The 13907-nt window shown below is 58.4% G+C and carries 17 protein-coding genes and 3 pseudogenes; 9 read left to right on the forward strand and 11 right to left on the reverse strand.

The window, feature by feature from the left end:
* From JZX87_RS28975 to JZX87_RS28990, 4 genes and pseudogenes are all read right to left on the reverse strand, one after another.
* Nucleotides 1–78: pseudogene (locus JZX87_RS28975) on the reverse strand (transposase); the annotation flags it as partial.
* Between the two features lie 218 nt (nt 79–296).
* A pseudogene (locus JZX87_RS28980) lies at nt 297–482 on the reverse strand (IS110 family transposase); the annotation flags it as partial.
* A 98-nt stretch (nt 483–580) separates the two neighbouring features.
* On the reverse strand, nt 581–856 hold the full coding sequence (locus tag JZX87_RS31960; RefSeq protein ID WP_353654289.1) for a transcriptional repressor TraM: 276 nt from the start codon (nt 854–856) through the stop codon (nt 581–583).
* A 48-nt stretch (nt 857–904) separates the two neighbouring features.
* Nucleotides 905–1594 (reverse strand): hypothetical protein, encoded by a 690-nt coding sequence (locus tag JZX87_RS28990; RefSeq protein ID WP_206829311.1) that lies wholly within the window; start codon nt 1592–1594, stop codon nt 905–907.
* A 155-nt stretch (nt 1595–1749) separates the two neighbouring features.
* On the opposite strand from JZX87_RS28990, the gene JZX87_RS28995 reads away from it, so the two are divergent.
* The gene (locus tag JZX87_RS28995) at nt 1750–2010 is read left to right on the forward strand and encodes a helix-turn-helix domain-containing protein (protein ID WP_206829334.1); all 261 of its coding nucleotides are present in this window, start codon (nt 1750–1752) and stop codon (nt 2008–2010) included.
* Between the two features lie 113 nt (nt 2011–2123).
* Nucleotides 2124–2378 (forward strand): hypothetical protein, encoded by a 255-nt coding sequence (locus JZX87_RS29000; RefSeq protein WP_206829312.1) that lies wholly within the window; start codon nt 2124–2126, stop codon nt 2376–2378.
* Nucleotides 2379–2693: 315 nt separating this feature from the next.
* Here the strand turns inward: JZX87_RS29000 and JZX87_RS29005 are convergent, their stop codons facing one another.
* A complete protein-coding gene (locus tag JZX87_RS29005) occupies nt 2694–3467 on the reverse strand; it encodes an IS6 family transposase (protein WP_206829314.1) in 774 nt (257 codons plus the stop codon).
* 51 nt (nt 3468–3518) lie between these two features.
* On the opposite strand from JZX87_RS29005, the gene JZX87_RS32115 reads away from it, so the two are divergent.
* The 4 genes and pseudogenes from JZX87_RS32115 to JZX87_RS31645 form a co-directional block, all read left to right on the forward strand.
* Nucleotides 3519–3731 (forward strand): beta-barrel domain-containing protein, encoded by a 213-nt coding sequence (locus tag JZX87_RS32115; RefSeq protein WP_502711349.1) that lies wholly within the window; start codon nt 3519–3521, stop codon nt 3729–3731.
* A 33-nt stretch (nt 3732–3764) separates the two neighbouring features.
* Nucleotides 3765–3959 carry a TetR/AcrR family transcriptional regulator gene (locus JZX87_RS29010; protein WP_286195173.1) on the forward strand — a complete coding sequence of 65 codons (195 nt, stop codon included), beginning with the start codon at nt 3765–3767 and terminating at the stop codon, nt 3957–3959.
* Between the two features lie 60 nt (nt 3960–4019).
* Complete coding sequence (locus JZX87_RS29015; RefSeq protein WP_206829316.1) at nt 4020–4832, forward strand: IS5 family transposase; 813 nt, start codon at nt 4020–4022, stop codon at nt 4830–4832.
* 17 nt (nt 4833–4849) lie between these two features.
* Nucleotides 4850–5158 (forward strand): annotated as a pseudogene (locus JZX87_RS31645) (TetR/AcrR family transcriptional regulator); the annotation flags it as partial.
* Between the two features lie 151 nt (nt 5159–5309).
* On the opposite strand, the gene JZX87_RS29020 reads toward JZX87_RS31645, so the two are convergent.
* The 6 genes from JZX87_RS29020 to JZX87_RS29045 form a co-directional block, all read right to left on the reverse strand.
* Nucleotides 5310–6380, reverse strand: a complete 1071-nt coding sequence (locus JZX87_RS29020; protein WP_206829318.1) for an LLM class flavin-dependent oxidoreductase — start codon at nt 6378–6380, stop codon at nt 5310–5312.
* Nucleotides 6377–7387, reverse strand: coding sequence for a C-terminal binding protein (locus JZX87_RS29025; RefSeq protein WP_174011590.1), 1011 nt, complete (start codon nt 7385–7387; stop codon nt 6377–6379). Before JZX87_RS29025 ends, JZX87_RS29020 begins: the two co-directional genes overlap by 4 nt.
* Nucleotides 7388–7404: 17 nt before the next feature.
* A complete protein-coding gene (locus JZX87_RS29030) occupies nt 7405–8307 on the reverse strand; it encodes an ABC transporter permease (RefSeq protein ID WP_174011592.1) in 903 nt (300 codons plus the stop codon).
* Nucleotides 8300–9124: an ABC transporter ATP-binding protein gene (locus JZX87_RS29035; protein WP_502711350.1), complete on the reverse strand. Its 825-nt coding sequence runs from the start codon at nt 9122–9124 to the stop codon at nt 8300–8302. The genes JZX87_RS29030 and JZX87_RS29035 overlap by 8 nt, the downstream gene beginning before the upstream one ends.
* 91 nt (nt 9125–9215) lie before the next feature.
* Nucleotides 9216–10190, reverse strand: a complete 975-nt coding sequence (locus tag JZX87_RS29040; protein ID WP_309550471.1) for an ABC transporter substrate-binding protein — start codon at nt 10188–10190, stop codon at nt 9216–9218.
* A 135-nt stretch (nt 10191–10325) separates the two neighbouring features.
* On the reverse strand, nt 10326–10655 hold the full coding sequence (locus tag JZX87_RS29045; RefSeq protein ID WP_174011599.1) for a hypothetical protein: 330 nt from the start codon (nt 10653–10655) through the stop codon (nt 10326–10328).
* 131 nt (nt 10656–10786) lie between these two features.
* Between JZX87_RS29045 and JZX87_RS29050 the strand changes: the two genes are divergently transcribed.
* The 3 genes from JZX87_RS29050 to JZX87_RS29060 are packed head-to-tail and all read left to right on the forward strand — an operon-like array spanning nt 10787 to nt 13891.
* Nucleotides 10787–12262, forward strand: a complete 1476-nt coding sequence (locus tag JZX87_RS29050; protein WP_174011658.1) for an NAD(P)-binding domain-containing protein — start codon at nt 10787–10789, stop codon at nt 12260–12262.
* Nucleotides 12249–12890, forward strand: a complete 642-nt coding sequence (locus JZX87_RS29055; protein WP_174011602.1) for a 2-hydroxychromene-2-carboxylate isomerase — start codon at nt 12249–12251, stop codon at nt 12888–12890. Before JZX87_RS29050 ends, JZX87_RS29055 begins: the two co-directional genes overlap by 14 nt.
* Nucleotides 12890–13891: a dipeptidase gene (locus tag JZX87_RS29060; RefSeq protein ID WP_174011604.1), complete on the forward strand. Its 1002-nt coding sequence runs from the start codon at nt 12890–12892 to the stop codon at nt 13889–13891. Before JZX87_RS29055 ends, JZX87_RS29060 begins: the two co-directional genes overlap by 1 nt.
* Nucleotides 13892–13907 lie beyond the last annotated feature (16 nt).

The raw sequence follows: 13907 nt of genomic DNA on the forward strand, positions 1-13907 counted from the left end.
GATGCCCTCATGCGCATCTGAGACGGCGAGCTTGACGCCACGCAGACCCCGCCTGGTCAGCTTTCGAAGAAACTCGGAAGGTCCTCCTAGCTGAAGAAGCCTGCGGCTTGGAAATTATGATGTCGTTGTGCGGCCACAGGTGCCTTTACAACCAGCGACGGCTGCTTTGCCGTCAGTGCCGCAATCTTTGGCAAATGTCTGTAGCGAAACTCTGACTTTTGCGAGCGAGTTTCGCGACAGATTTTCCTCTGAATTTTCAGTGTCACAAATTTTGTCGCGAAACTTAGCCCTATTGCCTACAGTGGGGATGGTGTTTGCGGCGTCCGATCAAACCGCCAGTACTGTCCATCACGGATCATGGCATTGAGGATAGTCAGGAATTTCCGCATGCACGCGGTCAACGCGACCTTGGCTGGCTTCCCCGTATCTCGAAGCCGGGCGTAGAACGCCCGGATAACGGGATTGAAGCGGCTAGCGGTGAGATTATGTTCTGAAGGCGGACGTCGCGTCGTCTAGTGACGAGTGGTCTCCCCGTCTTCCGGCACGTCCGGGATAGGGCCGTGCAAATCGACCAATCGGTTTACCGTATCGGGCTGCGTGAACATTTCGAGTTCAGCTTCGACGTATGCAAGATGCTGGTCGCCGCCGCGAGATCTCCGGTTTGGTATTCTTCGGGCAAAGCCTGGAAGAGGCTTTCGGCTGGTTTCATCAGGCGCCGATTAGTCTGAATAGCTCGTATCGTCAGCGCCTCTACATCGCTGGATGGGAGTTCTCTGGCTGACAACATAAAGTCCGTGACATCTTCGAAATAGCGCAATTGTCTTCTCCAACTCAGATAAATGATTAAAGATCGCATATTGATGCTTGTCGGCGGTCGATGACAAGAGTGTGGGGCGGGTATTCACTATTCTGGGGATCGCGTAACCTCTATTAGGTCAAGCAGTATTCGCCTCAAGTCATGCCACGGGGCGTCACAGCGTTCATTGCCTGGATCCCGCATGCTCAGCAGGCAGTGCAATTTCGCCGTAGCTTCAATCGTGGTCTTCGGTTTTGACAACGACAGTAAGCGCGATAACAGTTGCTCTCGCTCCGCCAGATTGTGCTCGAAGGCCATCGCAGGGCTGAAACCGAGCTTTCTGTCAGCGGCAGCCCAGTTCGCACGGCGCTTGCGCATAAGTGATCTTGCAGCAGTCAACTTTTCCGGGGTCACACGGGATCTCAGTCGGTTGATTTCCGCAAGCGAATAGACGGTAATATCCGGCTCGTCAGACATCTCAATCCGGACCACCGGGAACGCGCCGGCCATCGCTCGCACCTTCGCCTCGGTCTTCTGCTGATACTTGGTAATACGAACGCGTCGCTGACGGGCTTCATACCAGTTCAGCCAAAGGCGTGCCGTTGACGTCGGACCCGGCATGTTTCTCTCGGGCGCCCTCTCCAACTCCGAGGTAAGCGCCAGCAAGACTTTTGCAGTGGCACTCAAAAGGTTCTGGCGCGTCACCCGCGATGGAAGCAGTGTCTCGCATCCTTCGGCAGTTTTGATTTTTGGAAGGGTATCTGAAGGCAAAGTTCTGCTAGTCTCAGAATCAGCCATGATCCGAGCTCCCTATAGCTTGGGTTTGGTCAGGTCAGGTAGGATGTTACAGCATCCTGCTTGGCCGCTTTCCAGGCATCAGCCCAGTCGGGGAAGTCTGAATCAAAACAAGATTAAGTCAAGGTGTTAATTTGTTGACGTCTGATCAAGTTCGTATGGCACGCGCTGCCCTTCGCTGGGGCGTGCGAGACTTGGCAAAGAATGCAGGCGTTACGGCTACTACGGTATCCCGTATCGAAGCGGGAAAACCGGCCTTTTCGGGCACCCTCAAAGCTATACGGGCCGCGTTTGAAGCTGCGGGACTGCAATTTATAGACCAGAACGGAGGCGGGCCAGGGGTCAGATTTTTAAGGCCAAAACTGCCCAAGCATGCCCACTTAGGCTCGGGGAACTCAAGGCTGGACCACACGAGTTAAAAGCTGCCGTCTGCGAACTGGCGGCAGCACTCTTTTACATCGCAGGTCGAGTAGCATTACCGATAGGCCTCATTTCAACCGAATTTCATGTTCGGCACGGACTGCTCGAAAACATGACCTGCAGCGACATCGATGTGCGGCTCGATCCGTCACAGGATCGCGGTGCAAATGCCGGCATCGAAAAGGTCGAGCCGCTGGTGCCGGCGGTCACCCATTATGACAAGATAGTCGATGAGGTCGCTCGGGCCAAAGCTATGCCATATCTGGAACAGGACATGGAAACGGTGCGGCGGGTGGCCCGCAACGTCTACGCCGATCCGTTCGGTGTTGCCGCCGTCCTGAAATCGAGGTCATCGGGCGGAAGGTAGCGCTGTCGAAGCGGGCTTTGTTCTCACCCATCATATGGCTACTCAGCATGCGAAGCATCTCGGGGCCGGCATGCTGGACAATGGCGACACCTGCCAAGAGGGCAGGGCGCAAATGCATGGGCAAGATCGGGTTTGCCGGACTCGGAAGCATGCTGATTTCCAACTGGATAACTTCATCGAGATCAGGAATGATAACACCGAGCACCCTATAGCCCGACGGTTGGTAACCGGGCAGCGACTTTGGAACGCATCGACGGCGCGCGGCTCTGTTGCAAATTTCGATTTTGGGCAAATGACCGTTGGTCGGGACGTCGGTTACCTGGCAGCTTCACGGTTTTCGAGACCCTGAGCGAGCAGTGCTACAGCCTCCGTCAGCGCGCTCGGTCCGATGCCAAAAGCCCGTTCAACGATGCGAGCTTCTCCACGGACATCGCCGGTGAGATTGAAAATCGAAGCCTGGCCCTTGCGCAAGGCGCGCATCACCTCGAATCCCTTGATCGTTGCGTACGCCGTTTTCAGCGTCTTGAACCCTCTCACAGGCCTGATCAACTGCTTGAGCTTGCCGTGATCGGCCTCAACGACATTATTCAGATATTTAACCTGCCGGTGGACAAGCTCTTCTGGGCACTTGCCTTCGGCCTTAAGCTCCGAAATCGCGATGCCGTAAGTCGCCGCCTTATCGGTATTGATGACTGTCGGCTTTTCCCAATCCTTCAGGCCGTTCAAGGCCTTGCCGAGAAAGCGTTTGGCGGCCTTGGCATTCCGGGTGGGCGAGAGATAGAAATCGATGGTGTTGCCGAATTTGTCGACGGCTCGGTAGAGATATGTCCATTTCCCACGAACCTTCACATAGGTTTCGTCGACACGCCAGCTTGTTGACTGCGGCCGGCGCCAATGCCAGCGTAGTCGTTTTTCGATCTCCGGCGCATAGTTCTGAACCCAGCGATAGATCGTGGAATGATCCACGGGCACGCCCCGTTCACCCATCATCTGTTCAAGATCCCTGTAGCTGACCCCATAGCGGCAATACCAGCGGACCGCCCAAAGGATAATCTCACCCTGAAAATGACGCCACTTAAAATCGCTCATTAAAAGTCTCGCTGAAAATCTTAAGCGCTCTTTCCGCGATCAGCCAATTTTTTGCAACAGAGCCTTTCTAACCCCCAGACAGGCGAGTCTTGGTACACAGCGCGCGTCCATATCCCGCAGGAAGAACTGCACCGCCTCGGCGAGATCACGCTGGTCGCGGGGATGCCGGTGGAAGCCTTCATTCAAACAGGCGATCGCTCCGCGCTGTCCTATCTGGTGAAGCCGCTTGCTGATCAGATCGCGAGAGCAATGAGAGAGGAGTAGGTTGTCATAGAGGACAAAAACAGCGGCCTCAATATGCGCGAGCTTGCCAGTGAGGTCGGCATTAAGGCCGCGAGCATTTACCACCATTTCCCGAGTAAGGCTGCGTTGGCGGCGGCGATCGCAGAACGTTACTGGCAAGATACCAAGCTGTGCTTGGATGGATTAGCTCAGAGCGGAAGCGCGAAGGAAAGTCTCCGGAAGTATCCTCAGAGGCTGTCCGAGAATTGAGTTGAGTGATCGGGTCGATGATGATTCCAAGACGGTGTTCAAAGCCAGAATGGAAGCGCCATGTGGAACCCGACCACCCGGCGGCAGTATAGTCGCAACCAACTTCGATATGAAACCGATCTGACGGACAGCGAATGGGAGGTGCTCTCGCCGCTGTTTCCTCCACCCGCGCGCAGAGGTCGCAAGCCAGTTTGGCCTTTGCGTGAGATCGTCAATGCCATCTTCTATGTTCTGCGCGGCGGCATCCCGTGGCGGCTTATCCCGAAAGACCTGCCGCCCAAGAGCACTGTGTTCGGTTACTTCTGCCGATGGCGCGACACCGGGCTATTCACAAGGATCAACCGCTACCTCGTTACGATAGACCGCGAGCGGGTTGGGCGAGAGGCCTCACCGAGCGCCGCAGTCCTGGATAGCCAGAGCGTCAAGACCACCGAAAGCGGTGGCCCGCGCGGCTATGATGCGGGCAAGAAGATCAAGGGTCGCAAACGGCAGGCAATGGTGGACATGGATGGCCGAGCACTCGTCCTCGATCCTCAGCCTGCCGACATTCAGGATCGAGATGGAGCGATCCCTGTCCTGCAGGTATCCCGCAGGTCCTTTCCATTCGTGGAGAAGGCGTTCGCAGACATGGGATACTCAGGTCACAGGCCGCAGAATGCGACGCTTGTCGATGTCGAGATCGTCCGCAAGCCCAAGGATCAGATCGGCTTTGCCGTTCATCCAAAGCGATGGGTTGTGGAGCGATTCTTCGCATGGATCAGTCGAAATCGGCGACTATGGAAAGACCCGGAGGCAACGATAAAGTCGGCCGAAGCATTTCTCTATGCCGCATCCATCATGACGCTGACCAGACGCATCGCACGGTCATCATGAATTATCGGACGGACTCGCAGACATTTCGAGCAACGCCGGAAAACGACAATCGCCTCTGCCTTGGGAGCTTTCTCGGTGCCGAGCACGACGACTTGCCGGAGCCAGTTCGCGTCGAAGTTCAAACTTTCGCAGACGTCAATATTGAATGGCTCGCAGCTCGGCTCGTTGATGCGGGCGTTACGGAAGAGGGACTCAGTGAGCAACGCGCGCGCGCAATTTTCGCAGCTGTGGCCGGGGCACGACTGCTCGCGCGGAGCAGGTCCGATATCGTTCTTTTCGATACAATGATTGAAAGTTTTTGCACTGTTGGGCTGCTACCGGGATAGTCAGATCGAGAAGTGCCAAGTTAAATGTTCCATAAAAAGGTGATAAGCCGCATTCTGATCGTGAATGCAGCATGTGACGATGTATGCGTACGGATCGACGGTTCGTATTGCTCAGGAGCACGTAACGGAGTCACGTTCCCCAGTCTTTGGTTCATTCTCTCATAAGCGGCAGGAGTTGGATTCCCTGCCGCTTTATCTCTTGTAGATAGGGTGTGTCCGAGAGCACGAAATGCGTAATGCCGAGGTCCCGATATTTGCGTAGAGACCTCGCGACATCCTCAGCCGAACCCACCAGCCAGGTCGTGCCGGCACCGCCGCCGCCGTACCTGCCCGGCGCGGTGTAGAGGTTTTCATCAAGAACATCTCCACGGGCAGCGAGATCCAGAAGCCGCTGCTGCCCGACGGACACGCCGTGACGGTGATCCTGCCAGCTGCCGGCCGAACCCTCGGCCATCTTCGCGACTTTCGCCTGCGCATCCGCCCATGCCTGTTCCGTCGTATCACGCACAAGCGTTGTGATCCTCAGCCCGAATTGCAGCGGCAGCAGGTCTCGATCCAGTGTCCTGCTTAGTTGTTTCAGCCGATCGATACGTTCGCGCACGCCCTCGAGCGGCTCACCCCAGAAGAGCTGGACGTCGGCTTCGGTGGCTGCAACCTGCTCGGCCGCTGGTGAGGCGCCACCGAAATAGAGCTTGGGATGGCGACGATCGCCAATCTGCTCCAGCCGCGGCATAACGGTGGAGCCGGTGACTTCGAAATGCGCGCCGCGGAAGGTGACATCTTCTTCCGTCCACAGCCGGCGGGTCAGACGCATGAATTCCTTTGTGCGAGCATAACGTTGCGCCTGATCACCTTCCTCGTCGCCGTAGGCCGCAAGCGCATCCGGCCCGGAAACGACGTTGACGCGCACGCGTCCCCCACTCAGATGGTCGAGCGTTGCGGCGGCCGAGGCGAAGTTCGCCGGCTTCCAATAACCGGGCCGGACGGCGATCAGCGGTTCGAAAGTCGTGGTGCGCGCAACCAGCGCAGTCGCCACGGTAAATGTGTCCGGCCGCCCCCACCCGGTGCCGATCAACGCACCTTTCCAGCCATGGTCTTCCATGGCTTTTGCCTGGCCTGTCAGGGTCTCCAGACTGTTGTGGTTCGGATCGGCCACGTCGCCCCGATGGCCGGATTTGACATCATTGGGGATGTACCAGAGAAATTCGGCTTGGCTGGTCATGATCGATCCGTAATCTGATTTCGAAGCTTTCCCTCGTCGAGCAGCAATCTGACGGTTTTCGCCGCGTTGCAGCGCATCTCGATGGCCGCGTGATCGGAGTAGAAGGCATTGTGCGGGGTGATGACCAGACGCCCGGCAAGCCAGTCTTCGCGATGACGCCATGCCGTCAGCAAAGGATGATCGCCGGGCGGTTCCTTGACCAGCGTATCGATCGCTGCGGCGGCCAGATGGTTGCTGCGCAACGCAGCTTCCAGCGCATCGAGATCGTTGATCAATTCCCCTCGCGCTGTGTTGACGATGATTGCTCCGGGTTTCAGCCGTGAAAGACCGGATGCATCGAGAAGCCCGCGCGTCTCATCCGTTGCCGGACAATGGAACGTGACGATATCTGACTGGGCAAGAAGGTCTTCGAGCCGTTCCGCCCGCTCATAGCCGATCGCCTTTTCGTGGCCCGGCGGTTGTCCCGGATCATAACCGAGAATGCGGAAACCGAAGGGTTTCATACGGATGACCACGGCAGTGCCGATCCGGCCGACTCCAACGACCCCGACCGTCGTCCTGTTGGAGCGGGAAAGCGGGTTCAAACTATGGACCTGCCACCCACGGACGTATCCCCGGGCGCGGGCGTCATGTTCCCAGAGCCGACGATGCAGGGAAAGGATCATCGCCATCGCGTGATCGGCCACCTCCTCGGTGCCGTAATCCGGGTTGTTTGCGAAGGGGATACCGGCGGCGGCAAGTGCGGGCAGGTCGATCTTCTCGTGACCGACGCCGTAACGCACCACACCTCTGCAACGGGTAAGGTGCTTAATGCTCTGCGGCCCGAGCCGGGCCCCCCAGACCATCAGCGCATCGAGCCTTGCCAGACGATCAGCCGCGAAGGATGTTTCATCCGTGCTGGCAAAAAAATCGATTTCGACATCGCTGCCGAGTACCTCTGCTTCCAAATCGGGTTCGCCGATCATGTGGTCGGTTATGCCGACAACATATTTCCGCTCTGCTGTCATACTGGATAATCCCCGCGCTATCGCGTCATTCCCCATTTCGCCACAGTCCGCTTTTCGAGTTCGCGAAACAGCACGTTTTCGACCAGAAGGCCGAACAGGATGACCATGATCAGACCGGCAAACACCCGGTCGGTGTAAAGTTCGTTGCGGTTCTGGAAAATGTACCAGCCAAGCCCACCCCTGCCGGATGAGGCGCCGAAGACGAGTTCGGCCGCAATCAGCGTGCGCCATGCGAAAGCCCAGCCGATCTTCAACCCCGCGATGATGGAAGGCAGTGCTGCCGGAACAAGGATCAGCAGAACATAACGCAGGCCTCGCAGACCGTAATTTCGACCTGCCATGCGCAAGGTTTCCGGCACGCCGGTGAAGCCGGTATACATGTTGAGCGCCAGCGGCCAGAGAACGGAGTGGATGAGCACGAAGACAAGGCTTGCCTGTCCAAGCCCGAACCACAGCAATGCGAGCGGCAGAAGCGCGATCGGCGGCAGCGGATTGAGCATGGATGTCAGCGTCGACAACAGGTCGCGCCCGATCTGAGTGGAAACCGCGACGGATGTCAGCACGAAGGCAAGCACGACGCCTGCGGCATAACCCTTCAGCAGCACATCAAGCGAATTCAATGCGCGCGCCGGAATGACGCCACTCGTCGTGTCCTCCCACAGTGCCTGGATCGCCGCAGAAAAAGGCGGCAGAAGCAACGGGTTTGCCTGGAACCTGGCGGCGATCTCCCACAGCAAGGCAAGACAGATCAGTATCAGGGTTTTGCGCAGCCATGCGCGCTGCCAAATCCGCTCGTGAAGCGGCAGGGCTTGCTCGCGTGTCGTGTCTGCGATCGGCTCGAGCGATCGCTCATATTCTGGCCGGATCGGCGGTGCTGTTCGCGTCCCTGTCTGCGAACCGGGGCGGAAAACATCACTCATCGCCGGCTCCGTCCGTTGCGTCGGTGTCTTCAAACAGCAGCCGATGAATACGGTTTGTCGCTGCCTGGAATTGTGGGCTTCCGCCGCTCGTCAGGTCCCACTCGTGACTGTTGATTTCAGCGCGCATGCGGCCCGGATGTGGTGACAGAAGCGCGATGCGATTGCCGACCACGAGCGCTTCTTCAATGGAGTGCGTGACGAACAGCAGCGTGAAGCGGACTTCTTCCCACAGTGCCAGAAGCTCTTCCTGCATCTTGCGACGGGTCAAGGCGTCCAATGCGGCGAAGGGTTCGTCCATCAAAAGCACGCGCGGCTCCATGGCAAGCGCACGGGCGATGGCGACGCGCTGCTTCATGCCACCGGAAAGCGTATTCGGATAGGCATCGGCGAAACGGGTCAGACCCACTTTTTCGATATAGTGGTCGGCACGCCCGATGGCCTCATTGCGGCTCAGTCTGCCGGAAGTGCGAAGCGGAAAGGCCACGTTCTCGCGCACGGTCTTCCATGGCGGCAGCTGGTCGAACTCCTGGAAAACGACGACACGGTCAGGACCCGGGCCATGTACCGGTTGCCCATCAAGCAGGATCTGGCCCTCCCGCGGAGCGATGAAACCGCCAACGGCCTTCAAAAGAGTGGACTTGCCGCAACCGGAAGCCCCCAGCAGGATGAAACGATCGGCTTCCCAGACATCGAAGCTGACGTTTTGCGTAGCACGCACCACCCGGCCGGGGGCGTGATATTCCAGCGTCACGCCTTCGACCTTGAGAAGCGGCAGGGAGGGAGCGGCGGCCTTTTCCCGCAAAGGCGATGTCGTCATGGCATCCATTCTCGTTTCCATTCAAATTGCAAACCCGCAACCGGACGCGTCAGGCCGGTTGCGGGTCGAGAAGGTTATTGAGGAACAGCTGTCAGCCGCCGTTCTCGCCATGGGCTTCCTGGAAGAAATAGTCCTTCCAGGAGCCGGCCTCGGTTTTCAGAACGCCGAGCTTATGCAGTTCCCTGGCGTAAACGAAGGTGTTTTGCGGGGTGACAGTGAAGTCGTTTTCGGTATCGTTGATGATCTCGAGAACGAGTTCCGGCGACAGCTTTGAATTCTGCTGGCGAATGAAGGTTTCGGCGGCCTTTTGTTTGTTGGCGTTGATCCATGTCGCAGCCTCGCCCAGCGCGGCGTAGAAGGCGGCGTAGGTCTTCGGGTTGTCGTCATGGAACGCCGTGCTGGTGTAAAGGACGTTGAATGTCGCCGGTCCTCCGAGAATGTCGTAGGAGCTGATGACCTTGTGCACCGCCTTGTTGCCCTGCAGGGCCTGATAATAGAACGGCGCCGAGGAGAAGTGCGAATTGACCTCGGTGGCACCGGAGATGAGGGCGGCGGTGGCGTCCGGATGCGGCAGGCTGACGGATATCTGGTCCAGCTTCTGGAAATTGTCCTGGCCGAACAGTTTTGCCGCCTCGATCTGCAACGTTCTCGACTGGAAACCGACGCCTGCGGCGGGCACGGCGATGCGATCCTTCTCGCCGAAATCCTTCAGTGTCTTTACGTCGGGATTGGTGGTGATGAGATAGTTCGGCAGCGAGCCGAGCGCCGCGACCAGCTTGACGTTAGCCTTGGTGCGATCCCACATCGTCAATGCCGGGGGCACGCCAGCGGACACGATATCGAGATTGTTGGCAAGGAGTGCCTCGTTCATGGCGGTGGCGCCAGATATGCTCGCCCAGTCCACCTCAATGTCGAGACCGGCTTCCTTGCCATGCTTTTCGATGAGCTTCTGGTCGCGAACGACATCAAGGATCAGATATGCGATCCCGAACTGTTGCGCGATCCGAATTTTCCCCTCGGCAGCTGCAGGCCCTGCTCCCAAAGCGACGGCGAGAGCGGCTAGCACTGCCAAAAACCTCCAGCGACTTAATCTGAAGCCTAGGGTCGTGAGGCCATTTGCCTTCATGAAAACACTCTCCTGAAAAAGGATGCTGTTCCGCGGCCTGGCGTGCCGCAGACAAGGGATAAGGACCTGGATCGTTCAACCATGTCCCGGCTCTCCAGAGAGGCTAAAAACTTCCACCGTGTCGAGCAACGCGACATGTTCTATTGTGGATGCGGATATGAGAGCGAAATCCCTCCATCGCGCGGAAAATCGAAAAAACCACCTCGCGCCGGCGCCGCCCCCTTTGCTAGGTTTATTGCTAAAATAACGATTGGAGGTGATTTGGCGCGTGGTCGTTCCCGTCCGTGGCAGCGACAGATGAGCCGCGCGATCCGGTGCCAGCGCTCGATTTACGATGATCTCAAATTCGATGTGATCACGCACCTCAAGCGGTCTTCCTGCCAAGTGACCAACCGGCTCAAGCATGATCCTCACCTTCGAAGGGATTGAATGGCGGCAGGATTCATTTTCCCGTCGCGCGCTGGAAAGCGCAAAATTCTATCTTTTCAATTTTGTATATTGGAGGCATGTTTATGTGATTATCGAATATAGGTTTTCTGCACTTGTCGTCGTCCCATCACTCGCTTGCCGTCTTGGAAGCGCGTCTGCAACAGGATCTTCTGTGGCTGAACCAGCCGGCAAAGTCGTGGACGCCGCCGCTGCTGGTGGACGGTCGCGAGGTGCTCGATGTCGCCGTCATAGGCAGCGGTCTGTGTGGACTGGTGACGCTCGCCGCGCTCCAAAGGATAGGTATCGGCAACACCCGGGCCTTTGATCGCGCGACACAGGGCCTGGAAGGGCCATGGATCACTTATGCCCGCATGGAAACGCTTCGCACCCGCAAGGATGCCGCGGGGCCGGCGCTCGGCATTCCCTCGCTCACCTTCCGGGCCTGGTTCGAAGCCCAGTTCGGTGCGCAGGCGTTTCTCGACATGGACCTCATTCCCCGTGCGATGTGGATGGAATATCTCGTCTGGTATCGCCGCGTTCTGAAACTCGATGTCGTCAACGATTCCGCATTGACCGGGGTCGCCTTCCGGCAGGATGGCCTGATCGCTTTGACATTTGCGCGTGGCAATGTGCAGGAAAATGTGCTGGCGCGGCGCGTTGTCCTGGCGACGGGGCTGGACGGGCTGGGTGCGCCGGCCATGCCGCCGGTTGCCGCCCGCGTTTCATCGCATCTTGTGCGCCATGGGGCCGATCTGATCGATATGGCCTCTTTCAAAGGCAAGCGGGTGGCCGTGGTCGGGGCCGGCGCGTCAGCCATGGACAACGCCGCCGCCGCCCTCGAAGCCCGTGCCGCCCGCGTCGATATTTTCGTGCGCCGCGCCGATATCCCCCGCGTCGATAAGTTTACCGGCATCGGCAGTCAGGGCATGACGCAGGGCTATCTTGGTCTTCCCGACGAAGACAAGTGGTTCTACATGGTTGCCGGCGAGCAGGCCCAGATCCCGCCGCCGCGCCACAGCGTGTTGCGCGTATCGCGCCACGCCAATGCCTTCTTTCATCTCGCCAGCCCCATTGACGATCTGCTTGAGAATGGTGATGGTATCGAAGTGGTCACGCCGAAAGGCCGGTACGCGGCCGATCTCGTCATCTTCGCGACCGGTTTTTCCGTCGATCTCGACAAGCGGCCTGAATTTGCGACACTGGCCGGCAATTTTCAGACATGGCGTGATGCCTACACCCCGCCGGAAGGCTGGGAGCATGACGGCATCGCGGCGATGCCCTATCTCGGAGATGCCTTCGAGTTTCGCCCGAAAGCAGGTCTCGACCCGGTTGTCACGGCCGCCGTCTCGCGCATTACCTGTTTCGCTTATCCGGCTGTGCCGACACATGGCAAGATCACCAGCGGTATCCCCTCGATCAGCGAGGGTGCGACCCGGCTCGCGACCGGTCTTGCACGATCCCTGTTCGTCGAGGACAGGGCTTTTCATCGCGATCGTTTCCTGAATTTTTCGACGCCTGAGCTTCTGGGTGACGAGTGGAGCGATGCCGACCGTCATGAGGACTTCAAACATGCCCAAGCATGACGACGCTGCCCTGTTGCAGATCTTTTACGGCATTTCCTCGCCATGGGCCTATTTTGGCGCACAGAAGGCTGTTGCGATTGCGCGTGAAAACGGTGCTCAGGTGCATTTGCGGCCGATCCGCATCATAGAGGCGAATGGCGGCATTCCGCTGCGCAAGCGGCCGGATGCCCGCCAGCTTTACCACGAGGTCGAACTGACCCGCTGGCGCGAATATCTCGGCATACCGCTGAACCTCAAACCGAAGTTTTACCCCTGCCGAACGATCGAAACGGCCGCGCAGGCGGTGATTGCCCTGCAGAAGGCAGGGCTCGACGCGATTTCGTTTTCGTTTGCCGTACAGCGCGCCTTGTGGGCGGAAGATCGCGATATCGCCGATCTCGATACGCTGCATGCGATTGCCCGCGCCACAGTGGGCGAACAAGCCGTCTCCCTGATAACCGGCCCGCAGTCGCAGGACATCATTGCGGAATGGGACGGCAATCTTGCCGAGGCCGAGCGGCTGGGCATTTTCGGTACGCCGACCTATGTGCTTGGCGATCAACTGTTCTGGGGCCAGGACCGCCTGGATTTTGTCGACCGCGCGCTCAAGGCCGGTCGAAACATAGATGTTTTGAAGGAGAGCGCGTAATGACCGACGCGAAAAAGCTGCACGAAAGCGCCATCATCGTCGATGGCCTCCAGACCTGCCAGTGGAGCCGTTCGATATTTGAGGAAATGCGCGCTGGTGGCTTGACCGCCGTCAACGTCTCGTCGCTTCTGTGGGAAAATTTCCGCGAGGGCATCGGCTACGTTTCGGAGTGGAAGCGTTTCCTGCGCGAGAATGACGACATCCTGCGTCCCGTCCGCACCGTTGCCGATATCCATGCCGCCAAGGCCGAGAACAAGACCGGCATCATCATCGGCTGGCAGAATACCTCGCCGCTGGAAGACCAGCTCGATTATGTCGAGATCTTCAAGGATCTTGGCGTCGGCATCATGCAGCTGACCTACAACACCCAGAACTATTCGGGTGCCGGTTATCTGGAGGAAAACGATAGCGGCCTGACGGGCTTCGGCATGGAAGTGCTGTCGGAGATGAACCGCGTCGGCGTGTTGTGCGATCTCAGCCATGTCGGTGACAAGACCAGCGCCGATGTCATCGCCCGGTCGAAAAGCCCGGTCTGCATCTCGCATATCCTGCCGCGCGCCCTGCGCGACGTGAAACGCAACAAGCCGGACGAACTGTTTACCGCCTGCGCGGAAAAGGGCGGGCTCATCGGCATCAGCCTGTTTGCACCGGGCCTTGCCGCCGGCAATGATGCGACCGTCGACGACTATCTCGACGCCATGGCCTATATCATCGACCTCGTCGGTGAGGATCATGTCGGCGTCGGTACGGATTTTTCGCTGGATCGCCCGCGTCCCGGCCCGTGGCTGCTGTGGGCCAACAAGGACAAGGGAACGGCCCGCAAGCTGACCGAGTTCGGCAATGTGAAAATCAACAAGCCGAAGGGCATCGAGCGGATCACCGACATGCCCAACCTGACGGCGCGCATGCTGGCACGCGGCTGGAGTGAGGAACTCGTTCTGAAACTGCTCGGTGGCAACTGGCTGCGGGTTCTGGACAAGGCCTGGACGCCGACGGTCTGAAACAACCGGCAGACGT

It is taken from the genome of Agrobacterium sp. Ap1, from assembly GCF_017313375.1.
Classification (GTDB): Bacteria; Pseudomonadota; Alphaproteobacteria; order Rhizobiales; family Rhizobiaceae; genus Neorhizobium; species Neorhizobium cellulosilyticum.

Excerpts from the sequence above, each read along its gene's own strand:
- JZX87_RS31960 (WP_353654289.1), bottom strand. The coding sequence starts at position 856 with ATGCGATCTTTAATCATTTATCTGAGTTGGAGAAGACAATTGCGCTAT.
- JZX87_RS28990 (WP_206829311.1), bottom strand. The coding sequence starts at position 1,594 with ATGGCTGATTCTGAGACTAGCAGAACTTTGCCTTCAGATACCCTTCCA.
- JZX87_RS28995 (WP_206829334.1), top strand. The coding sequence starts at position 1,750 with ATGGCACGCGCTGCCCTTCGCTGGGGCGTGCGAGACTTGGCAAAGAAT.
- JZX87_RS29000 (WP_206829312.1), top strand. The coding sequence starts at position 2,124 with ATGACCTGCAGCGACATCGATGTGCGGCTCGATCCGTCACAGGATCGC.
- JZX87_RS29005 (WP_206829314.1), bottom strand. The coding sequence starts at position 3,467 with ATGAGCGATTTTAAGTGGCGTCATTTTCAGGGTGAGATTATCCTTTGG.
- JZX87_RS29010 (WP_286195173.1), top strand. The coding sequence starts at position 3,765 with ATGCGCGAGCTTGCCAGTGAGGTCGGCATTAAGGCCGCGAGCATTTAC.
- JZX87_RS29015 (WP_206829316.1), top strand. The coding sequence starts at position 4,020 with ATGTGGAACCCGACCACCCGGCGGCAGTATAGTCGCAACCAACTTCGA.
- JZX87_RS29020 (WP_206829318.1), bottom strand. The coding sequence starts at position 6,380 with ATGACCAGCCAAGCCGAATTTCTCTGGTACATCCCCAATGATGTCAAA.
- JZX87_RS29025 (WP_174011590.1), bottom strand. The coding sequence starts at position 7,387 with ATGACAGCAGAGCGGAAATATGTTGTCGGCATAACCGACCACATGATC.
- JZX87_RS29030 (WP_174011592.1), bottom strand. The coding sequence starts at position 8,307 with ATGAGTGATGTTTTCCGCCCCGGTTCGCAGACAGGGACGCGAACAGCA.
- JZX87_RS29035 (WP_502711350.1), bottom strand. The coding sequence starts at position 9,124 with ATGACGACATCGCCTTTGCGGGAAAAGGCCGCCGCTCCCTCCCTGCCG.
- JZX87_RS29045 (WP_174011599.1), bottom strand. The coding sequence starts at position 10,655 with ATGCTTGAGCCGGTTGGTCACTTGGCAGGAAGACCGCTTGAGGTGCGT.
- JZX87_RS29055 (WP_174011602.1), top strand. The coding sequence starts at position 12,249 with ATGCCCAAGCATGACGACGCTGCCCTGTTGCAGATCTTTTACGGCATT.
- JZX87_RS29060 (WP_174011604.1), top strand. The coding sequence starts at position 12,890 with ATGACCGACGCGAAAAAGCTGCACGAAAGCGCCATCATCGTCGATGGC.